Origin of the sequence: Luteibacter sp. NPDC031894, assembly GCF_050273135.1 — a bacterium.
Lineage (GTDB): Bacteria > Pseudomonadota > Gammaproteobacteria > Xanthomonadales > Rhodanobacteraceae > Luteibacter.
In genome coordinates, this window is the sequence record NZ_JBNNMV010000005.1 from 124,971 (window position 1) to 146,781 (window position 21,811).

The 21,811-nt window shown below is 68.0% G+C and carries 17 protein-coding genes; 2 read left to right on the top strand and 15 right to left on the bottom strand.

Translation table 11 applies throughout. The features are described 5' to 3' along the window. From ACQKIE_RS14215 to ACQKIE_RS14265, 11 genes are all read right to left on the bottom strand, one after another. Window positions 1-1,704: a BatD family protein gene (locus ACQKIE_RS14215; RefSeq protein WP_427460181.1), complete on the bottom strand. Its 1,704-nt coding sequence runs from the start codon at window positions 1,702-1,704 to the stop codon at window positions 1-3. Next, window positions 1,701-3,596 carry a tetratricopeptide repeat protein gene (locus ACQKIE_RS14220; protein ID WP_427460183.1) on the bottom strand — a complete coding sequence of 632 codons (1,896 nt, stop codon included), beginning with the start codon at window positions 3,594-3,596 and terminating at the stop codon, window positions 1,701-1,703. Before ACQKIE_RS14220 ends, ACQKIE_RS14215 begins: the two co-directional genes overlap by 4 nt. After that, window positions 3,593-4,573, bottom strand: coding sequence for a VWA domain-containing protein (locus ACQKIE_RS14225; protein WP_427460501.1), 981 nt, complete (start codon window positions 4,571-4,573; stop codon window positions 3,593-3,595). Before ACQKIE_RS14225 ends, ACQKIE_RS14220 begins: the two co-directional genes overlap by 4 nt. Further along, window positions 4,566-5,048 (bottom strand): DUF4381 domain-containing protein, encoded by a 483-nt coding sequence (locus tag ACQKIE_RS14230; RefSeq protein WP_427460185.1) that lies wholly within the window; start codon window positions 5,046-5,048, stop codon window positions 4,566-4,568. Before ACQKIE_RS14230 ends, ACQKIE_RS14225 begins: the two co-directional genes overlap by 8 nt. Then, the gene (locus tag ACQKIE_RS14235; protein WP_427460187.1) at window positions 5,048-5,950 is read right to left on the bottom strand and encodes a DUF58 domain-containing protein; all 903 of its coding nucleotides are present in this window, start codon (window positions 5,948-5,950) and stop codon (window positions 5,048-5,050) included. The genes ACQKIE_RS14230 and ACQKIE_RS14235 overlap by 1 nt, the downstream gene beginning before the upstream one ends. 14 nt (window positions 5,951-5,964) lie before the next feature. Continuing rightward, window positions 5,965-6,957 carry an AAA family ATPase gene (locus ACQKIE_RS14240; RefSeq protein ID WP_427460189.1) on the bottom strand — a complete coding sequence of 331 codons (993 nt, stop codon included), beginning with the start codon at window positions 6,955-6,957 and terminating at the stop codon, window positions 5,965-5,967. 140 nt (window positions 6,958-7,097) lie between these two features. Continuing rightward, complete coding sequence (gene pilQ, locus ACQKIE_RS14245) at window positions 7,098-9,374, bottom strand: type IV pilus secretin PilQ (protein ID WP_427460191.1); 2,277 nt, start codon at window positions 9,372-9,374, stop codon at window positions 7,098-7,100. A 19-nt stretch (window positions 9,375-9,393) separates the two neighbouring features. Then, window positions 9,394-9,921 (bottom strand): pilus assembly protein PilP, encoded by a 528-nt coding sequence (locus tag ACQKIE_RS14250; protein ID WP_427460193.1) that lies wholly within the window; start codon window positions 9,919-9,921, stop codon window positions 9,394-9,396. After that, window positions 9,921-10,583, bottom strand: coding sequence for a type 4a pilus biogenesis protein PilO (locus ACQKIE_RS14255; protein WP_427460195.1), 663 nt, complete (start codon window positions 10,581-10,583; stop codon window positions 9,921-9,923). The genes ACQKIE_RS14250 and ACQKIE_RS14255 overlap by 1 nt, the downstream gene beginning before the upstream one ends. Next, window positions 10,580-11,335 (bottom strand): PilN domain-containing protein, encoded by a 756-nt coding sequence (locus ACQKIE_RS14260; RefSeq protein WP_427460197.1) that lies wholly within the window; start codon window positions 11,333-11,335, stop codon window positions 10,580-10,582. The genes ACQKIE_RS14255 and ACQKIE_RS14260 overlap by 4 nt, the downstream gene beginning before the upstream one ends. Next, a complete protein-coding gene (locus tag ACQKIE_RS14265) occupies window positions 11,335-12,393 on the bottom strand; it encodes a pilus assembly protein PilM (RefSeq protein ID WP_427460199.1) in 1,059 nt (352 codons plus the stop codon). The genes ACQKIE_RS14260 and ACQKIE_RS14265 overlap by 1 nt, the downstream gene beginning before the upstream one ends. Window positions 12,394-12,631: 238 nt before the next feature. On the opposite strand from ACQKIE_RS14265, the gene ACQKIE_RS14270 reads away from it, so the two are divergent. Together ACQKIE_RS14270 and ACQKIE_RS14275 are read left to right on the top strand one after the other, a co-directional pair. Further along, entirely contained in the window at window positions 12,632-15,196 is a 2,565-nt protein-coding gene (locus ACQKIE_RS14270) for a penicillin-binding protein 1A (RefSeq protein WP_427460201.1), read from the top strand. 59 nt (window positions 15,197-15,255) lie between these two features. Next, a complete protein-coding gene (locus ACQKIE_RS14275) occupies window positions 15,256-15,912 on the top strand; it encodes a hypothetical protein (protein ID WP_427460203.1) in 657 nt (218 codons plus the stop codon). A gap of 85 nt (window positions 15,913-15,997) precedes the next feature. Here the strand turns inward: ACQKIE_RS14275 and ACQKIE_RS14280 are convergent, their stop codons facing one another. The 4 genes from ACQKIE_RS14280 to glnE form a co-directional block, all read right to left on the bottom strand. Beyond that, window positions 15,998-17,293, bottom strand: coding sequence for a citrate synthase (locus ACQKIE_RS14280; RefSeq protein WP_427460205.1), 1,296 nt, complete (start codon window positions 17,291-17,293; stop codon window positions 15,998-16,000). A 266-nt stretch (window positions 17,294-17,559) separates the two neighbouring features. Beyond that, window positions 17,560-17,805, bottom strand: a complete 246-nt coding sequence (locus ACQKIE_RS14285; RefSeq protein ID WP_427460208.1) for a type B 50S ribosomal protein L31 — start codon at window positions 17,803-17,805, stop codon at window positions 17,560-17,562. Between the two features lie 73 nt (window positions 17,806-17,878). Continuing rightward, on the bottom strand, window positions 17,879-18,811 hold the full coding sequence (locus tag ACQKIE_RS14290; RefSeq protein WP_427460210.1) for a nucleoside hydrolase: 933 nt from the start codon (window positions 18,809-18,811) through the stop codon (window positions 17,879-17,881). Between the two features lie 48 nt (window positions 18,812-18,859). Then, window positions 18,860-21,748, bottom strand: coding sequence for a bifunctional [glutamate--ammonia ligase]-adenylyl-L-tyrosine phosphorylase/[glutamate--ammonia-ligase] adenylyltransferase (gene glnE / locus ACQKIE_RS14295; RefSeq protein WP_427460212.1), 2,889 nt, complete (start codon window positions 21,746-21,748; stop codon window positions 18,860-18,862). Window positions 21,749-21,811: the final 63 nt, after the last annotated feature.

A 21,811-nucleotide genomic window follows, 5' to 3' on the forward strand; every position in this document is an offset into this window, starting at 1 on the left:
TCATCGCGGGTAGAGGGGTGGCACGCCCTCGGTGGCCTTGGCGGACGGTGCCGACTTCCACTCGAAACCCTTGGCGAAGGCTGCGCGAAGCAATGCGCCCGGCGCCTCGCCGTCCGCGAATCGTGCCCGTTGCAACGCAACGATCGCCTCGGGTTGCCGGCCTTCACGCAGCGAGGAAGCCAGTTCCCCCAGCGAGCGGACAGCGGGACGGACCGTCCGTGCCCACTGAAGCAGGCTGCGCTCCATGAACGCGGGATCGGTCCCCGCGGTGGCCTTGAGGAACTGGTCGTGCGCCGGACGCTCACGCGTTGGCGCGTTGGGCGCGACCGCGGGCGTCTGCGCCCGGTGCTTTCGCCGCCGGGTGACGACGAACCATGCGCCCAGGGTCAGCAACCACAACAAAAGCACGCCGAAGAACAGCCAGCGCCACCGCGCATCGGCGGGCGCCAAGGACGGTACCGCCGAAGCCGGCGCCGTCGAGGTCGGCGCGGAGGTGGCATCGGCTGGCGCCTGCCCGGCGGCGGAGGCCGCGGTCGACGCAGGTGCAGCCGTATTCGCCGCGGCGACCTCGATGTCGTGCGCCGGCACCGTCGCCACTTCGGCCTTATCCGAGACCACGTTCCACCAATGCAGCGTGGTCTCGGGAATATGCAGCGTACCCGTACGCGTCGGCACGACGGCGAAGCCCTGCTGGCGACGCCCCGTGACCCAGGACCCGCTGTTGCCGCCACCGGTGACGGCCTTGTCAGGATAGACATCCGCGCCGTCGAGCTTGGGCAGCGAAAGCGCAGGCAGCGCCTCGAACGGCATCCCCGTCGCGGACAGGCGCATGGTAAGGGTGATGGGCTGGCCGACGCGGGCCTTGCCATCCGCGGGAAGGCCGTCGAGCGAGAGCTTGAGGTCCCGGGCAGGGATCCACGCACCGTCCGTCGCGGACGCCGGACGCGGGCGCACCTCGATGCGCAGCTTCCCGGCGACCGCGTTGACCGGCTCGCCCGCGCCGAAGAACGAGTTCGCGTCGGTCGGGTCCACGGCCGTGCCCTGGAACGTCGGCGGCTGGATGTCGAGCGTGCCCGCATGCTGCGGGAAGATCGCGTAATGCCGCTCCACCACGTTGAAGCGGCGGCCGCCCCGCATGGTCTGGTAGTTGGCGTCCTGCCCGATGCGCCGCACTTCGGCGCCCTCCGCCGAAGGATCGCCCAGCTGTCCGTCGGCGAGGTTCACCGCGAAGTACAGCCGCAGCGTGTAATCGATCTGTTGCCCCACATACGCCTGCATCGGCTCGGCCTTGCCTTCGAGCACGATGGGACGATCCGCCGAGGCACCGCCCGTGTCGCTGGAAGCGACCACGTCGAGCGACACCGGCTGCGTCTGTTGCCCACCGATCGTCAGGGCGGGCACGGTGAGATGGCCTTCGCGGCGTGGGCGCAGCGCGATACCGAGGATCGTCCGCGACGCGCGCTTGCCGTCGACGATGCTCAGCGTGTGGTTCGTGGACGTACCGAGGACGACGAAGTCGGGCGTCAGCGGCGAGAGGTCGGGCGAGTCCGTGGTCTGGTCGCCGATCTCGATGTTCAACGTCACCGTTTCTCCCACGCCGACCTTGCTACGGTCGAGCGAGGCGACGGGCGCGGCGTCCTGCGCCCAAGCCAGCAAGGGCAGGCATCCCAGCACGATGCAGAGCACGATCCCGCGCATTCTCATTCTTCCGGCTCCGCGCCATGGCGGCGTTGGTATTCGAGCATGAACTTCCTCCGCAACAGGCCACCCGGGTCGTCGGGGACGCGCATCAGCGCGCGTTGCACGTCGGCCGGGAGTTTCGACGAGGGATCGTCCCCGGACACGGCACCGAGATCGTGCGCCTTGTCGCCATCGTTCTTTTCACCCTTTCCGGCGAGTGCCTCGTCCATCTTTTGCTTCAACGCCTCCTGCGCCTGTTGCGCCTGCGCGCGCTCGGCGGCCGACTTCGCCGCCGCGTCGCCCTGCGGGGCCTGCGCCTTGCCGTTGTCCTTGCCGCGATCGTCGCCCTCGCCTTCACCCGCCTTGTCGCGAGCGCCCTGCTGTTCGCCGTTTTCATTGCCATCGGCACCGGACTGCCGGCCGCTGTCGCCTTGCTTTCCGTCCTTGCCGTCCTGCTGCCCTTGCTGCTGGTCCTTGTCGCCGGACTGGCCCTTCGATGCGTTGTCCTGCTGGCCCTTGTCGCCCTTCTTGTCCTGCTGCTTCTGTTTGTCTTCCTGCTGTTTCTTCAGGAAATCGGCGACCGCCTTGCGATTGGCCACGGCGTCGGCATTCCGTGGATCTACCTTCAGTGCGCGATCGTAGGCCGCAATGGCCTCGTCGTAGCGCTGCTGTTTCGCCAACGCATTGCCTAGGTTGTACTGCGAGTCGCTGTCGCCACGCTGCGCCAGGGCCTTCTCCGCCGCGGCGTAATCGCCGGCACGATAGGCGGCGGCACCGCGCAATGCGGCTCCCTTCGCCAACGCTTGCGCACGTTGCGCATCGCCCTCCGCCAGGGCACGCGCCGCCTGCTGGTCACGCGTGCGGAACAGATCGGCGAGGCCGTCGGCGCGCGCCGGCGAGAGCGGCAACAGGGCCAGTGCGAGTATCAGCAACCAGCCGCGCCGGAACGCCAGCGCCACAATCGGCAGCAAGGGCAACAGCAACCATGGCCCTCGGTCTTGCCATTGGCCGGACGCGGCGCCTTCCACCGCTTTCCCGTCACCCTCGCCATGCACCAGCCCAGTCAAGGCATCGACATCCGACGCATCGTTCGCGGCCGCGACGAAACGGCCGCCGCCAGCCGAGGCCACGGCGGCCAACGACGCGTCATCGCGGGGCGCCATCACGACATCGCCGCGAGCGTCCTTCAGGAATCCGCCGTCCTCCGAAGCGATCGGGCCGCCGCGCTCGCTACCGATACCGAGCACCGATACACGGTCGCCTGCCGCGCGTGCACGTTGCGCCGCGGCGACCGCGGGGGCGTCCGCGCGATCCGTGACCAGCACGATGGACCCGCCGCGCAGGTCGGCGCGACGGATGAGGTCGGCGGCAAGGTCGATGGCCTTCCCGGGGTCGTCACCGTCGACCGGCATGGTGTCCGGCGCCAGCGCGGTGAGGAGGTCGTCGACGCTGTGCGCATCGGTGGTGAGCGGCGCGACGGTGAAGGCTTCGCCCGTATAGGCGACCAGCGCGTTCATGCCGTCGCGGTTTGCCGCATACAGCTCGCGCACCTTGTACCGTGCACGGCTCAGCCGGTCGGGAACGACGTCGTGCGAAAGCATGTGCGGCGACATGGACACGACCACGACTTGCGCCGCGCGCTCGGCGAACAACGGCTGCGACTGCCTGTCCCACGTGGGGCCGGCGAGCGCGACTATGGCCAGCAGGGCCGCGACGACGAACGCCACGACGGGTGCCCGTGAGCCTGATGGCGTGCCATCGAGCAGGTAGGGAAGCAAGGCGGGATCGGCGAGGCGCGCGAGCATGCGCTCGCCGGCCTTGCGCCGTGCCACGAGCCACGCGAGCACCGGTACGAGCAGCAATAGCCAGAGCCAGCGGGGCTCCAGGAAGTGGAACGCGGCGAACCACGCCTTCATGCGGCGGCCCTCCCGCCAACGTAGCGCGGCAGCACGGCGACACCGAAAAGGGCGAGCGCCAGCAGCAGCGGCCAGCGGAACAGATCGAAGTGGGGGCGCAGCGCCGCTCCCTGTTGCGGCACGGGCTCGAGCTCGTCGATGGCACGATAGGCCTTGGCGAGCTCGTCGGTGTCCGTGGCGCGGAAGAAACGGCCCCCGGTCTGGTTGGCGATGTCGGTAAGCATGCCGACGTCGAGATCGGCCGAGGGATTCACCACGCGGCTGCCGAAGAAATCCGGCACACGCATGGCATTCGCGCCAACACCGATGGTGTAGACGCGGACACCCGCCGCCTTTGCCGCGCGCGCCGCTTCACGCGGCGCGATCGAGCCGGCATTGTTCACGCCATCGGTCAGCAGCACGACGACGCGCGCCGCTTCCGGCATGTCGGCCAGACGCTTTACGGCGACCGCCAGCGCGTCGCCGATCGCGGTCTCTCGCCCGGGCAGTCCGACGACCGCGCCATGCAACTGGGCGCGCACGGCGTCGAGGTCGTACGTCAGCGGCGTGACGAGATAGGCCTGCGAACCGAACAGGATCAGGCCCAGTTCGTCGCCCGCGCGACGGTCGATGAAGTCGCCGGCGATCGCTTCGACGGCGGCGAAGCGCGTCACCGGCCGCCCAGCCAATTGCATGTCGTCCAGCGACATGCTGCCGGAGAGGTCGACGGCCATCATCAAGGCGCGACCGCTGCGCTGCTGCGGTTCGGGCGGGCCGAGACGCTGCGGACGCGCGGCCGCTGCGACGAGACAGAACCAGGCCAGTGCCAGCAGCAGCGTCGCGGCGAACGGTGCTTTCGTCAGCGACGACTGGACGAGTGCGATGCCGGGTTGCGGCAAGTTCAACGCCTGCGCCGGTTTCAGCGGACGCAACACGTGGCGCAGCACCCAGGGCAACGGCAACGCGAGGAACATCCACGGCCAGGCGAAGTCAGGCAGGGACATGCGAAGGCCTCCTGCGCATCGCCGCGCGCACCCAAGCCTCGACGGTACGCGCGGTGGTGACCACGTCGATATCGGTGTCGCGGCGATACTTCGCCTCGTCGAGCGCGGCAAGTGCCGCGACATCGAAGTCGGGCGTCATCGCCGCCAGCGCATCGCGCCATGCAGCACCTGCCAGGGTGACGCTGTGCGGATCGCGTGTGCGTGCGACGCGGCGAACCAGCTGGCTCGCCACGGCCGCGAAGGCAAGCGCATCGCCCTTCTCCGCATGCCGCACCGAGGCTTCGCGCAACTCCGCGAGCGATGCGTCGACGTAACGACGCCACGCCGCCCGCCGACGCAGGATGACGGTGAGCACGGCGATGCCGGCGACCAGCAACGCGAGGAGCAGCCACCAGCCAGGCGCCAGCGGCCACCACATGGAGATCTGTGGTACGTGGATGTCACGCAGTTCCGGGCCGTTCACGGGCATCAGCGTGCCCTCGTCGTGCCGAGCAAGGCCACGATGGCGTCGAGCGGATCGGCACTGGTATCCAGCGTGCGATGACGCAGACCGAGGCCGTCGCAGAGTTCGTCGAGGTGGCGGTGGCCCGCGCCGAGACCGCGCGCAAACTCCGCGCGCTGGCGCTCGCCGTGCAGTACCACGTCGTAATGCACGCCGCGATGGGCGAAGGGATAACGACCCGCCGGGGGCTCGGACAGCTCCAGCGGGTCGGCCACCGTCAGCACGGCGACTTCCGCCTTGGCGACGAGTCCGAGCATGCGCCCCCGCGTTGCGGGATCGACCGCGAAACCATCACTGACGACCAGGACACGCGAGGCGCCATGCATGAGCCGTCCCGCCCGTTGCAGCGCGGCCGACAGGGTTTCGTCCTCGCCCGGCGGCAGTGCGTCCCAGGCAGCGAGGGCGCCCGCGACGGCAAGCGCGCCCCGGGGCCCACCCTGCGGACGAAGGAGGTGGCGCTGCCCGCCGAAGGCCAGCACGCCGACGCGGTCGGCGCCGCGCACCGCGTACCACGCGGCCATCGCGGCCGCGCGCGCGGCCTGCACGGATTTGAACCGTGTACGCGTGCCGAAACGCATGCTCGCGTTGGTGTCGAGCAGGATGAGCAGTCGCCCTTCCCTTTCTTCCTGGAACAGCTTCGTGTGCGCCACGCCGCTACGAGCCGTGAGTCGCCAGTCCATGCGACGCACGTCGTCGCCGGCCTGATACACACGCGACTCGGCGTAGTCCATGCCGCGGCCGTGCAGGCGGCTGGGCCGTTGCCCGCTCCGCTGCACGCGCGAGGCCACCGGCGGCGCGGGCGCACGGGCCACGCGCGAGCGGAGCGCGATCAACTCGGGGAGCGACACGTGGACGCGCCCATCGGCCATGGGAGCAACGGCGGTCACGGCAGCGGGACGAGGTCCAGCAAGCGGGCAATCACCGCGTCGATGCGAACGCCTTCGGCTTCGGCTTCGTAACTCGGCAGCACCCGGTGGCGGAGTACTTCGTGCGCGATGGCATGGATGTCTTCCGGCACCACGTAGTCACGCCCGGCGAGCCACGCGTGGGCCCGCGCGCAGCGATCGAGCGCGATGGTGGCGCGCGGGCTGGCCCCCCAGGCGATCCAGCGTGCCAATTCCTGCCCGTAGCGACCGGCCTCGCGCGAAGCCACCACGAGTTGGGTGATGTAGAGCTCCAGCGGCTCGGCCATGTGCACGGCCAACACCGCGTCGCGTGCGGCGAAGACGTCCGCGGGCCGCAGGCGGTGCGCCGGCGGCGGCGCCGGATGCAGCGCCTCCCGGGCCTGTTCGCGGGCGAGCCGGAGGATCGCCAACTCCGCGTCCGCGTCCGGATAACCGATGGTCACGTGCATGAGGAAGCGATCCAGCTGCGCCTCCGGCAGGGCGAACGTGCCCTCCTGCTCGATGGGGTTCTGCGTGGCCATCACCATGAAGAGGTCCGGCAGCGGCCAGGTGCGGCGCCCGATCGTGATTTGCCGCTCGGCCATGGCCTCCAGCAGCGCGGACTGCACCTTGGCCGGGGCACGGTTGATTTCGTCGGCGAGCACGATGTTGTGGAACAGCGGACCGCGCTCGAATTCGAAGCTGCCGGTCTGCGGCCGGAAGATGTCCGTGCCAGTGAGATCGGCCGGGAGCAGGTCCGGCGTGAACTGGATGCGGTGGAAATCGGCCTCGACCCGCGTGGCGAGCGCCTTGATCGCCGTGGTCTTGGCCAGCCCCGGGGCGCCTTCCACCAATAAATGGCCGTCGGCGAGCAGCGCGATGAGCAGGCATTCGACCAGGTGCGGCTGGCCGATGATGCTCCGGGACAGGTCCTCGCGCAGGCGGACGAAAGCGTCCTGGAGAGGGCTGGCGGCGATCGGCGTGGCGGACATCGAGGAAATCCAGGGCAAGACGAAGGCCCGATAAGACCACAGCGCGGCCGATAAGTTTAGGGCCGAAGGTCAGTCCCTCTCCCGAAAACGAGAACGCCCGCGTTGCCGCGGGCGTTCCGTGGGCTCCGTGGGCGGCGTCCTTACTGCAAGGTATCGCTCAGGATGCGCGGCGTGACGAAGATCAGCAGCTCCGCCTTGTTGTTGCCCCGGTTGGTACGGCGGAACAACACGCCGATGCCCGGGATGTCGCCCAGGCCCGGCACCTTGTCGGTCGTGTTGCTCTTCGTGATCTCGTAGATGCCGCCGAGGACGACCGTCTGGCCATTGTCGACGAGCACGGACGTGTTGATCTCACGGGTGTCGATCGACGGGACGAAACCGCCGCCCGGCGAAGGCGTGTTGCCGGCGAGGGCGTCCTTCTTGACGTTGATCTTCAGGTAAACGCGGCTGTCGGCCGTGATCGTCGGGGTCACGCGCAGCTCCAGCACGGCGTCCTTGAACTGCACGGTGGCGTTCTGCGCACCGCCGCCGGAACCGGAGGCCTGGTAGGTCACGTAGCCGATCTGGGTACCCTGCTTGATGACGGCTTCCTGCTGGTTGGCCGTGATGACGCGGGGGCTGGAGATCACTTCGCTGCGGCCCTCGGTCTGTGCCGCGGACAGCTCCAGGTCGACGAGGTAGTTCGCGCCCAGGATCGCCAGGCCGATGCTGCCGGCCGGGTTCGACACCGGCAGGTTGACGTTGTAGCCACCGGGCAAGGTATACGGGGTCCGCGTGGGAATCGTGCCGGTCCCACCGTTGGCGAGGTACTGGTTGACCGCGTTGTTGTAGGTGACGTCGCTGTTGCGGACGCTGGTGACCAAGCCGCCCGTGCCGCCGCCGGTCGTGCCGCTGCCGCCGCTGCTGAGGTCGGGCGTCGTGCCCACGATCTGGTTGGCATTGTTGTGGTTGAACGCCTGCGCGCCCCAACGGACGCCGAGCTGGCGCGTGAACTGGTCGGTGGCCACCACGATGCGAGATTCGATCAGCACCTGCTGCACCGGGCGATCGAGGGTGCCGATCAGCTCGCGCAGGTCGCGGATCTTGTCCGGCGTGTCGTTGATGAGCAGCGTGTTGGTGCGGTCGTCGAACGACACGCTGCCGCGCGGGGAGAGGAAGCCGCGGGTGGTATTGCCACCCGAACCGCCGCCGCCCTGCAGGCTGCCCTGGGTGAGCAGCTTCGCGATGTCTTCCGCCTTGCCGTAGCTGATGGGAATGTAATCGGAGACGAGTTCAGCGGAGTCCTCGGCCTTCTGGCGCGCGTCGGCGAGGCTCTGTTCGTAGGTGGCGAGTTCGGCCTGCGGCGCGATCCAGACGACGTTGCCGCTACGGCGCTTGTCCAAGCCCTTGGCGCGCAGGATGACGTCCAGCGCCTGGTCCCACGGCGTGTTGACGAGACGCAGCGTCACGCTGCCGCCGACGCTGTCGGAGGCCACCAAGTTCAGCTTCGCCTCGTCTGCGATCAGTTGCAGCGCGGAGCGGACTGGGATGTCCTGGAAATTGAAGGTCAGGCGGGAACCCGAATACGTCGGTTCCTGACCCTTGGCGACCTTGCCCGTTGGCGTGGCGGACTTCTTCGGCGCGACCTCGACGACGTATTCGATACCGTTCTGGTAGGCCGACACCTCGACGTTGCCCTTGGTGCGGATGTCCAGCCGGGCGCCGCCGGGGCGCGAGCTGGGCTCGATCGACTGCACCGGCGTGGCGAAGTCGAGCACGTCCAGTCGCTGGTTCAATTTCGTCGGGAGCGTGGCGCCCGGCAGGCTGACCACCACGTGGTCGCCTTCGCGCTGCATCTCCGGCGTGGAGGCGGCGCTGCCGAGGGTCACCAGCACGCGGCCTTCGCCGTTCGGACCGCGACGGAAGTCGATGTTGTTCAGCGGTGCGCCCGCACTCGACGGCAGGGCCTTGGTCGGGTCGGACACGATGGCCGTCGTGGTCGTGGCGCCGGTCGGACCGTTGTTCACGGTCACCACCAGGTTCTTGCCATCGACGCGCGTCTTGTAGGCGGAGTCGCGGAACAATTCCACGGTAACCCGGGTGCGCGCGCCGGCGGAGACGATCGACACGCCCGAGGTGGCGCCCTTACCGATGTCCAGATGACGGGTGCTGAACGCGTTGGTGGTATCGGGAAGATCGATGGCGATGCGCGGCGGATTGCTGGTCGTGAAGACCTTCGGATCCGGTGCCCGCTCCGAGAACGCCAGGGTCAGTTCGATGCGGCCGCCCGGGTGGGCGTCGTAGCTGACGTTCTGCAGCGTGTTGGCCGCCATGGCGCTACCCGTGAAGGCACCCGCGAAGGCCATCGTGACGCCGAGGATCCAGCGGCGCGACCGATGGCGCGCGCTACCCGGCAGATGATTGAGTTTGGTCGTCATGTGCGTCATCCCCGAGTTCTTATTTTTCACCGACCGCAATGCTTGCCGGACGCTCCATCCATCCGCCGGCGCCGTTCGGCACCAGCTCGACCAGATCGATCCGATCCTCTCCCACGGCGGTAATCCGGCCGTAGGCCTGCCCCATGTATTCATTGCGATGGACGCGATGGATCACACCGCCGGGATCCTTCACGAGCGCCTCCAGGCTACCGCCAGCACCAACCGTGCCAACCATCTTCAGGCTGTCCAGCGAAAACATTTCCAACGGTTCCTTCGGACGGTTTTCGTCCGGACGTGGACCACTCGACACCGCGGTGTCCATCTCAGCCGTGCTCGGGCTGAACGGGTCGCGCGCACCCTGGTCCTGGTAAGCGAAGGTCTCGAACGTGCGGATCACCGGCAGCGGCGGAATCGGTTCGCCCTTCTTGTGCTTCTGGGCATCGACCCATTCGCGCAGGTCGGACGTGCCGCGCGTGCAGCCGGCAAGCGCCAGCGCAGCGAAAAGGGCGAGCGCGACGGGTCGAAGGATGGCGTGGTCGCGGGTCATCACTTCTTCTTCCCCTTGGCCGTCTTCGCGTTCTTCGCCGGCTTCGGCGTCTCGTCGTCGTCGAGGTAGCGATAGGTCTTGACCGTGCCCTGCAGCACGAGCTGGCCGGACGAGCCCTTACCGTCCTTGCCGGCGTCCTTCGGGCTCAGCGACACGTCGTGCAGCGTCAAGATGACGACGCGGGGCAGCGATGCCACGCCGCTGATGAAGGTGCCGAACTGGTGGTAGGTGCCGACCATGCGCAGCGTGATGGGCTTTTCGGCGTAGAAGTCCTTGGGCGTTTCCGGGCCCGGCTGGAACAGCTCGTTCTCGATGCCGGCCGCCAACGCGGTCTGGGAGATGTCGATGAGCAGCTCCGGCATCTCGGTCTTGCTGGGCAATTGGCGCAGCAACGTGCGCAGCATGTCCTGCATGTCCGAAAGCTGCTGCTCCAGCGCCTCCAGGTTCGCCGACTTGGCCTGCTTCTGGGAGAACTCGTTCTTCAGCTGTTCTTCCTTGCTCTCGGCGCTGGCGAGGTCGTCCTGCTGGCTGCTGATCTGGAAATACCAGCCGGCGAGCAGCACCACGACGAACACCAGTCCGGTGAAGAAGAGCTTGATCGCATTCGGCCAACCGCCGACGTTATGGCGATCGAGATTGCGCAGATCGTCCAGGAACTTCATGGCTTGGCTCCTGCCGGGGCGGGAGCAGCCGGCGGCGTGGCCGGGGCGACGGCGGACGGTGCCGGAACTGTCGCGCCCTGCGGCGCGGCAACGGCTGCGGGCGCGCCCGTGGCGGCCTGGGCTGCCTGGGCCAGCGGTGCCGGCACCGCTGCGTTAGTCGCCGGCGCGGCCGCAGGGGCAGCCCCCGGCGCCGTGGCGGGGGTGTCGTCGCCCGGGCTGCTCAGTCGAACGTCGAGGCCGAAGCGGTAGGGCATTCGCGAGCCGTCGTGGGTGTTTTCGGTCTTGCGCAGGTCGACATGGCCCATCCAGGGCGACGCCTCGATGTTCCGCATGTATTCGGCCACGCTCGAGTTGGACTGCGACACGCCGTCCAGCGACATGGACTCGGCCGATTGCTTCATGCCGGACAGGCGGGCGCTGGCGGGGATCGTCTTCACGAGTTCGTCGAACAGGTGGACCATCTGCGAGCGGTTCGCCTGCAGCTGCTCGATGATCTGCTTGCGCTGGAGCAGGTCGGCGCGGACCTTCTCGAGGTCCTTGATCTTGGCGATGCGGTCGTCCAGCTGCTTGATCTCGCCTTGCAGGTAGGTGTTCCGGTCGCCCTGGTTGTTGATGCGGGCATCCATCCAGAACGACCAGGCGATCAGCACGACGAGCGCCGCGCCGAAGGCGAGGCCAAGCTGGACGTAGAACTCCCTTTCGCGCTGCTTGCGGCGCTCGGCGCGCCATGGGAGCAGGTTTATGCGTGCCATCAGTCGAAGCTCCTCATGGCCAGGCCGACGGCAATCATCAGGGCGGGCGCATCCTGGGCGAGCGTCTGGGCCTGGACGCGACTGGAGAGCGACATCCTCGCCAGTGGGTTGGCGACCACGCAGGGCACGCCCAACTGCTGTTCGAGCAGTTCGGTGATGCCGTCGATGGCGGCGCAGCCGCCGGCGACGACCACCTGGTCGACGCGGCTGTACTCGCTGCCCGCGAAGAAGAACTGGAGCAGGCGGCTGACCTGCTGGACCAGTGACTCCTTGAACGGCTCCAGGGCCTCGACTTCGTAGGACTCCGGGAGGCCGCCCTTGCGCTTGGCCCGGCCCGCCTCCTCGTAGGAGAGGCCGTAGCGCCGCATGATTTCGTCGGTCAGCTGCTTTCCACCGAAAACCTGTTCGCGGGAGTAGATCGTGCGCTGGTTCTTCAGCACCGCCAGGGTGGTCATGGTCGCGCCGATGTCCACCACGGCCACCAGCGCGTCACGGGACACCGCCAACTGGTCGGCGACCATGCCGAAGGCGTTCTCCATGGCGAAGGCCTCCACGTCAACCACCCGGGCAGTCAGGCCGCCGAGGTCCAGCGCGGCGATGCGCATGTCGACGTTCTCCGTCCGCGACGCGGCGAGGAGGACGTTGTTCATCTCGGGGTTGTCGCGAACCGGGCCCAGCACCTCGAAATCGAGGCTTACTTCCTCGATGGGGTACGGGATGTACTGGTTTGCCTCGACCTGGATCTGACCTTCGAGGTCATCCTCGGACAGGTCCGCCGACATGGGAATGATGCGGGTGATCACGGCCGAGCCGGCCACGGCGGCCGCCGCGTGCCGTGTCTTGGCGCCGGAGCGGGCCAGGGCGCGCCGGATGGCCTCCCCTACCGCCTCGACCTCGACGATGTTCTTTTCGACGACCGCATTGGGTGGCAGCGGCTCCACCGCGTAGTGTTCCACGCGATAACGCCCGCCGGCCTGGCTGAGTTGAAGCAGCTTTACCGCGGTCGAGCTGATATCGACGCCGATCAACGGCGCCGCTTTGGGTGTAAAGAGCCCCACGATGTCCCCCTTCCCCGCGCCTTTGTCGGAATTGGTCTTCGGCGCGAGGGCATTAAAGCTTAAAACTTAACGGATTGGCAACGGCCATCATGGGGCCCTTACCGGCACTAATTCACAAATCCAGTCACTGGGTTAGCGGAAGCCCTTCATGCCGGGTCGAACCCTGGGCCCCCGCCTCGCGGACTGGGTAGGCTCTATACTCGGCCCCGACACACAAGGCGGTGACCCCTTCCCCTCCATGCGAATCCTCAAGCGTCTGCTGCGCTATGCGCTGTACCTGGCCCTGGCCGGCATCCTTTTCGTGGTGGGCGCCGTGGGCGTCGCCTACTGGCTGCTCTCGCCCCGCCTGCCCTCCGTGGCAGTGCTGCGCGACTACCATATGCAGGTTCCCCTACGGGTCCTGAGTGCGGACGGCCGCCTCATCGCGTCGTTCGGTGAGACGCGGCGCATCCCCGTGCACATCGCCGACGTGCCGGCCCGGCTCAAGAACGCCGTGCTGTCGGCCGAGGATGCCGACTTCTACAGCCATCCCGGCGTCGACTGGCACGGCATCGCCCGCGCCGGTATCCACGTGATCCTTTCCGGCGGCGACAAGGGGCCCGGCGGGTCCACGATCACCCAGCAGGTGGCGCGCAACTTCTTCCTCAGCCCCGAGAAGCTCTACTCGCGCAAGCTGACGGAGATGTTCATCGCCCTGCGCATGGAGAACGAGCTCACCAAGGACCAGATCCTCGAGCTCTACATCAACAAGATGTTCCTTGGGCACCGCTCCTACGGCCTGGCCGCGGCCGCGGCGTACTACTACGGCAAGACCCTCGACCAGCTGACGGTGGCCGAATGCGCTGCGCTGGCCTCGACGTTCCAGCTGCCGTCCCTGGTCAATCCGCTGAACAGCCCGAAGCGCCTGCTCGCCCGGCGTAACTGGGTGCTGGGCCAGATGCTCGGCAACCGGTTCATCACCCAGGCCGAGTACGACCAAGCCGTCCAGGAGCCGAACGACGCCTTCCCTCACGAGCAGCAGATCGAGGTGGACGCGCCCTACCTGGCGGAAATGGTTCGCCAGCAGGTCCTCGAAAAGCTCGGCAACGACGCGCTGACCGAAGGCTACGTCGTCCACACCACGGTACCCAGCGACAGCCAGGCCGCCGCCAACGACGCCCTGCGCAACCGGCTCTCCGCCTACGATCGCCGACACGGCTACCGCGGCCCCGAGGGGCACGAGGAGCTGCCGGCGCAGGCCGGTCCGGACGACTACGACCGCGTTCTCGCCGGCTACACGAGCGTGGCTGGCATGATGCCGGGCATCGTCACGGAGACCGGCGCGAAGGAGGCCCAGGTGTACCTCTCGCCCAAGGAGACGGTCACGCTCAGCCTGGAATCCATGGCCTGGGCACGTCCCTACGTCAACGAAGGCCGCGCGGGCGCCGCGCCGACCCGCGTCGATGCCGTGCTGAAGCGCGGTGACGTGGTCCGTCTCTTCCGCGCCGCGAAGGACGAGGTGAACGAGGACGTGGCGACCGACGGCAAGCCGGCCGAGCCGAAGCCCGAGCCGAAGCTCGAATGGCGCCTCACGCAGATCCCTGCCGTGCAGGCGGCCCTGGTCTCGCTCGATCCCGAGGACGGGGCGGTGCGCGCCCTGGTCGGCGGCTTCAGCTTCGTACGTTCGAAGTTCAACCGTGCCGTGATGGCCGCGCGGCAGCCAGGCTCGAGCTTCAAGCCCTACCTGTATTCGGCCGCGTTCGACCGTGGCTTCACGCCAGCATCCATCGTCAACGACGCGCCGGTGGCCTTCCCCGATCCATCCCGACCGGATGGCATGTGGACACCCTCCAACGACGACGGCAAGTTCGATGGGCCGATGCGCCTGCGCGAAGCGCTGGTGAAGTCGAAGAACCTCGTCTCCGTGCGCCTGCTCGACGCCCTTGGCTTGCGCTACGCCCGCGAGTACATGACCCGTTTCGGCTTCACGCCGGACGCGCTGCCGCAGAACCTCTCTCTGGCGCTGGGTACCGCATCGGTCTCGCCCATGAGCATGGCGCGTGGCTATGCCGTCTTCGCCAATGGCGGCTACCTCGTCACGCCGTATTTCATCTCGCGCATCGACGATCGCGACGGCAACCCCGTCTACGTCGCCAATCCCGAACGCGCCTGTGCCGACTGCCAGGAGCGCCTGCTCAACCCGACGCCACCGGGCCCGCCGACACAGGCTTCCACCGCGCTGATCCCCGCCCGCCCCGCCACGGCAGGCAGCACCGCGGGCAGTGGCACGGGTGACGCGGTTCTGCCGGCGGACGCGCACGCCGATGCGTCGGAGGCACCGAAGCTGGCGCCGCATGTCATCGATGTCCGCAACGACTACCTCGTGACCTCGCTCATGCAGGACGTGGTGAAGCGCGGCACGGGCTCCGCGGCCAAGGCGCTCGGTCGCGATGACATCGCCGGCAAGACAGGCTCCACCAACGACCATCGCGACGCGTGGTTCGTCGGCTTCAACGGCGACGTGTCCACGGCCGTCTGGGTCGGCTTCGACGACTTCAGTTCCCTGGGGCGCGGCGAGTTCGGCGCCAAGGCGGCGCTGCCGATCTGGATGGACTACATGGGCGCCGTCCTCAAGGACAAGCCCTCGCACACCCTGGCCATGCCGCCCGGCATCGCCACCGTGCAGATCGACCCCGGTTCCGGCCTGCCCTCACCCGGCGGCATCAACGAAATCATGAAGGTCGAGGACGTCGATCGTCTTCGCGAACAGGCGACCCAGAAACAACAGGAGGAACAACAGGAACACGCCTACGACATCTTCTGACGCGTACGCCGCCAACCGTGCGCGCCTGGCACTCGAATGACACCACACGGGGGTGAGTCATGGCACGAGGCGAACACCACAGGATCCATGCCCAGGACCGGACGCAACGCAACCGCGTCCGCGTCGCCCAGGAGGCGGCGCGCCTGATGAGCGAGCATGGTATCCGTGACTTCCACCACGCGAAGCTGAAGGCCGCCGAGCGGCTCGGCATCGTGGACACGCAGGCCCTGCCCCGCAACAACGAGATCGAGGACGCGCTGCGCGAACACCAGCGCCTCTTCCACGCCGACACGCAACCGCAGGCGCTACGCGCCCGACGCGAAGCCGCCGTGGAAGCGATGCGATTCCTGCGCGGATTCGACGCCCGGCTGGTCGGCGCGGTGCTCGAAGGCACCGCCGACGAGCACTCGGCCGTCTGCCTGCACGTCTTCAGCGACGACCCGGACGCCCCCGGCATGTTCTTGCGCGAGCAAGGCATTCCGCTGGAAGTCCAGACCCGTCGCCTGCGCTGGTCAGCCAGCGAGCAGAGCGAACACCCCGTGCTGCTGTTCGGCGCGGACGGTATCCCCTTCGACCTGACCGTGCTGCCGCTGGACGCCTTGCGGCAGGCACCGCTCGACCGCGTGGACGAACGCCCGATGCGCCGGGCCAGCGCGGCCATGGTCCAGCAACTCATGGCCGAGGAAGACATCGAGGCGTTCAACGCGTCGACGTGATGCGCTGCGACGTGTGGCGAAGGCTGGCTCGGCTTTCAGAAGAACCAAAAAAAAACCCCGCGGTTCTCGCGGGGTTCTTCCATTCTTAGCGCTTGTCGTTCGGAACGTAATCGCGGACGTCGGCGCCGGTGTAGATCTGGCGCGGGCGGCCGATGCGCGATCCCGGGGTTTCGTGCTGCTCGATCCAGTGCGAGATCCAGCCGGACGTGCGCGCGATGGCGAACATCACGGTGAACATCTCGGTCGGGATGCCCAGCGCCTTGTAGATGATGCCCGAGTAGAAGTCGACGTTCGGGTACAGCTTGCGCTCGACGAAGTAGTCGTCCTTCAGCGCCGCTTCTTCCAGCTTCATGGCGACGTCGAGCAACGGGTCGTTGACACCGAGTTCGTTCAGCACCTTGTGGCACATCTCGCGGATGATCTTCGCGCGCGGATCGAAGTTCTTGTAGACGCGGTGGCCGAAGCCCATCAGGCGGAAGGAGTCGTTCTTGTCCTTCGCGCGCTTGACCGCGGTCTCGACCTTGTCGGCCGAGCCGATTTCCTCGAGCTGCTTCAGCACGGCCTCGTTCGCGCCGCCGTGGGCGGGGCCCCAGAGCGCGGTGATGCCGGCGGCGATAGACGCATACGGGTTGGCGCCGGTCGAGCCGACCAGGCGGACCGTGGAGGTCGAGGCATTCTGCTCGTGGTCCGCATGCAGGATGAAGAGCAGGTCGAGCGCCTTCGCGACGACCGGGTTCAGCTCCAGCGGCTCGCTCGGCACCTCGAACATCATGTGCAGGAAGCGCGTGACGTACTCGAGGTTGTTGCGCGGATAGCGCGTCGGCCAACCGATCGAATGGCGGTAGATGGCGGCGGAGATCGTCGGCATCTTCGCGATGAGGCGAATGGCGGCGAGCTTGCGATCTTCCGGATTATCGACGTCGAGCTTGTCGTGGTAGAACGCCGACAGCGAGGCGATGGAACCGGCGAGCATCGCCATCGGGTGCGCGTCGTGGTTGAAGCCGCGCAGGAAGAACTTGAGGTTCTCGTGCATCATCGAGTGATGCGTGATCTCGTCCTCGAACGTCGCGAACTGGTCCTTGTTCGGCAGTTCGCCGTTGAGGAGCAGGTACGAGGTTTCGAGGAAGGTCGACTTCTCGGCGAGCTGCTCGATCGGGTAGCCGCGGTACAGGAGGACGCCCTTGTCGCCGTCGATGTAGGTGATGGCGCTCTTGGTGCTGGCGGTGCTGCCGTAGCCCGGATCGTAGGTGAAGTAGCCGGTGTCCTTGTAGAGCGTGCCGATGTCGACGCACTCGGCACCGAGCGTGCCGCCGATGACCGGCAGTTCGCTCACGGGCTTGTTGGATTCATCGACCAATTTGACGGTTTTGGCGTCGGACACGGCGAGCTCCTCTTCTCTCTGTTCCCGCCGTCCCGCCAGGCGGAGCGACGTAGCGATGTTGGGAAAAACGGCGCCCTGGGGAAGGCGGCGTATCGGTCACTGCGTGCGACCGAAGTTCCCCATTATCGCACAGAGCCCGTTCAAACGTCCGTTAGAGGAACGTATGCGCCGGACGCAAAAAGACACGGGGCAAGCCGTGGGCTCGCCCCGTGTCCTCGATCCTCGCGCAACGCCACCCCGCAGGCGGCGCGCGGATGAAAGCGGTCTTACTTCTTGCCGTAGCGCTGGCGGAACTTGTCGACGCGGCCGCCGACGTCCAGCGTCTTCTGCTTGCCCGTGTAGAACGGGTGCGAATGGCTGCTGATATCGAGCTTGACGACCGGGTACTCGTTACCGTCTTCCCACTTGACGGTTTCCTTGCTGGACATCGTCGAACGCGTCAGGAACGCGAAATCGGACGACAGGTCCTGGAAGACCACCGGCTGGTACTTCGGATGGATGTTCTCTTTCATGGCTTGAACCTGAGAAATAGCGGGGTGAAAAGAGCGGCATTGTAGCCCGGGGTCCCGGACGCTGCAACCGCCGTCAGCCGACGCCCAGTGCCCCGGCGATCAGTTCGCCGAAGCGATCCTGGTCCACCTCGAGGACGATCCGGGCGTTGGGCCGGGCGCCGAGGCGCCGCTGCCAGTCGACCACGGTCGCGCCGCGCGTCAGGCGGCCGTCGAGCTCGATGGCGACATGGCGGGTTTCCGCGCGGACGACGATGGCCGGATCCAGCGCCACAGCCATGGCCAGCGCGTCGGCGGCGATGAACCCCGTGCGCTCGTGGTCCGCGTTGAAGCGGCGGGCGGTGGCGAAGATCTTCTCGAAAAAGGCGGCGCGGCGATCGCCCGAGGCGACCCAGCGCTCGTAAACCTCGTCCGGGAACGCATGGCGCACGGTCGCCTCCCAGTCCACGAGGTCGAACATCGGGAAGGCCTCGAAGACCACGTGCGCGGCTTCGGGGTCGAAGCCGATGTTGAATTCGGCCGGGACCTTCCCGGTATTGCCGTGGCCGGTAACCGCCCCGCCCATGACCACCAGGCGCTTCACGCGTTCCGGCAGGCCCGGATCGAGGCGCACCGCGAGGGCGAGGTTGGTCAGCGGCCCGAGGGCCACGAGGGTGAGTTCGCCGGGCCGTTCCCGCGTGAGCCGCACCAGGGCCGCCGCGGCATGCTCGGCTTCGGCGGCATGCGCCGGCTCAGCAAAACCGACGTCGCCGAAACCATCGGCCCCGTGGACGAACGCCGCGTCCTCGTCGGGCGCGCGGACGAGCGGCGAGGGGCAGCCCGGGTAGACAGGCGTGCGTGCACCGATCAATTCGACCAGTGTGCGCGCGTTGCGCACGGTGTGGACGAGGCCGACGTTACCCGCCGCGACGGTCAACGCCGCGACGTCCGCATGCTGGTGCGCCATGAGGATGGCCAGCGCATCGTCCACGCCGGGGTCGGTGTCGATCAGCAACGGGGTTTGCATCATCGGGATCGCTTTCCGTAACGGCCGCACAGCATAACGCTCGCCGCGCGATCAGGCACCCTGCGCCACCACCTCGGCACGAGGGCCGAAGTCGAAGCCGAGCTCGCGCGCCACCTCCTCCACACCCACGCACAGCGCCTCCAGCGCGGCCGTCCGCGTCGCGATACGTGGGCGCAGGTCGAGCGTGCAGGCAAGCCCGGCCTGGAGGAGGTCGGCATGCGCAACGTGCAAGGTGTCGGCCTGGGCCTGGGTGAGCAGGTCGACGTCGCGCAGGGCGTCGATCAACGCGCTGCTGGCCGGCGTATCGAGGACCGACGGATGCGTCGACGCATGCGCGAGCACCATGCCCTGCAGGATGAATTCGATGTCGATCAACGCGCCCTTGCCTTGCTTGAGGTCGATGCGCGAGGCGTCCGAGCGATCGCGCTCACCACGCCAGCGCGCACGCATCGCGCCGACCTCGTTGCGCACGCGCGCGGCATCGCGCGGCGTCGCCAGGATGTCGCGGCGAATGGCGGCGAGGGCTTCGCCGAGGGCAGGGTCCCCGGCTACCGGCCGCGCGCGCAGCAGCGCCTGGTGCTCCCAGGTCCAGGCGCGGTCACGCTGATAGGCCTCGAAGGCGTCGACGCTTGCGACCAGCAAGCCCTTCGATCCGTCCGGGCGCAGGCGCGTGTCGACCTCGTACAGGCTGCCGGCATGCGTCTGCGCGCTCAGCCAGTGCATGACGCGCTGCGCCAGCCGCTGGTACCAGCGCGTGCCGTCGACAGGCCGCGGCCCGTCGCTCATCGCGTTGGCGCGCTTGCCGTCGTAGACGAAGACGAGGTCGAGGTCGGAGGCGAAGCCCAATTCTTCGCCACCGAGACTGCCATAGCCCAGTACCGCGAAGCCGCTGCCCTCACCGGGCAGGCGCCCATGCTGTGCCGTGAGTTCGCGCGTCGCCAGGGTGAGGATCGCGCCGACGACCGCCTCGGCCAGGCCGGCCAGTCGGCGTGCCGTCGCCGGCGCATCGGCCCGGCCGTCGTTGAAGGCGAGGCCGAGACGGAAGGCGATGCTCGAGCGGAATTCATTGATGCGTTCGAGCTCGCGCTCGGCGTCGCGCTCGTCCAGCGCGCCCAGCGTGCGCGCGATTTCCGCGGAGATGTCCGCGCGCTTCAGCGGCAACTGATCGATGCGCGGATCCAGCACGTCGTCGAGAAGCAGGGGCTGGGCGATGACCCTTTCGGCAAGGAACGCGCTGTCCGCGAAGACGCTCGCGACACGACGGCGCGCATTCGGCTGTTCGTCGAGCAGGGCGAGGTAGGACGATCGCCGCGCGACCGCCTGCACGAGGCGCAGGAGGCGCAGGAGGCTCGCCGCGGGCGCGACGCTGTCGCGCGCCGCATCGATCAATTGCGGCATCAGGCGCTGCAACCGCTCGGCCGACCGCGCCGACATCGATCGCACGGCCGCCGCCCGCGGCAGCTTCACGAGTTCGTCGGCGACGTCGTGGCCCGGCGTGAAACCCGCCGCTTCCATCATCCCGGCCGTGATCGTCTCCTGGCAGGCGGCCTGCCACAGGGCGACGTCGGCGACCGTCGCCACGGCCGTGCCGCCGGCCTCGGGCATGAGAACGGCGGCGAACTCCGCCGATACCGCATCGCGATGCCCCGCCAGTTCCAACGCGAGCTCGTCCCATGAGGCATGCCCCATGCCGAGCGCAAGTCGCTCGCGCGACAAAGCGTCGTCCGGGATGTCGTGGGTCTGGGCATCGCGGAGCATTTGCACGCGATTCTCGAGCCGGCGCAGGAAGACATAGGACGACCGCAACGCCTTCGCCCGCGCGGCGGGGATGTAGCCGCGCGCTTCGCAGGCCCGCAGCGCGGGCAGCAGCCCCCGCACGCGCAACGCGGGATCGCGGCCGCCGCGGATCATCTGGGTGAGCTGCACGACGAACTCGATCTCACGGATGCCGCCCGGGCCCAGCTTGAGGTTGCCCGCGAGGTCCTTCCGCGCGACCTCCGCGTCGATCAGCGCCTTCATCTCGCGCAGCCCGGCGAACGCGGTGTAATCCAGGTAACGCCGGTAGACGAACGGGCGCAGCATGTCCTGCAGTTCGCGGCCCGCGACACGGTCGCCGGCAACGGGGCGGGCCTTGATCCACGCGTAGCGCTCCCAGTCGCGCCCTTCCCGCTGGTAGTACTGCTCCATCGCCGAGAACGGCAGCGCGAGGCGGCCCGACTGGCCGAAGGGCCGCAGGCGAAGGTCGACGCGCGCGCAGATGCCATCCACCGTAGGCTCCGCCAGCAGACGGACGAGCTGACGCGCTTCGCGGACGAAATATTCGCCGTTGTCGAGCGGACGGGAGCCGTCGGTCTCTCCACCCGACGCATACGCCAATACGAGGTCGATGTCCGAGGAGAAGTTCAGTTCGTTCCCGCCGAGCTTGCCGAACCCCAGCACGACCATGCGCAGGGGCGCACCGGCACCGTCGCGCGGCTGGCCATAACGTAGGTGCAGCGAAGACTCCGACCAACGCAGGGCCAGGTCGAGCAGGGTCTCGTAAAGCGCGCTCGTCGCGGACAACGTGTCGTCCAGCTCATCCAGGCCGTTCACGTCACGGAACACGAGGCGTACCGCTTCCGCGTGCCGAAAACGGCGTAGCGCGGTCATGCAACGCTCCTCGTCCGGAGGCAGGTCCAACGAGGCGCCGCGCGTGGCCGCGTCGGTATTCGCGCGCAGCCGCTCGAGTCCGGCCGGCGCCAGCAGATCAGGCTGGCGACGAAAGATGTCGAAAGCGAAATCAGACGCCAGCAACGTGCGCCGGATGCGCTCGGCGACACCGGCGTCGTCGTACAACGGAATGCGCGCGGTACGACAGGCCGCCATCACGTCGGCATAACGGGCGTCGATCAGTGCGCGGAGTTCTGGGCTTTCGCGCGGAGCCTGCGAGGGAGCATTCATGAGGCGGTCATTGTGCCTCAGCCGCGCCGTGGCGCGCTCCTGCGCGGATGCGGTGTTGGTCTC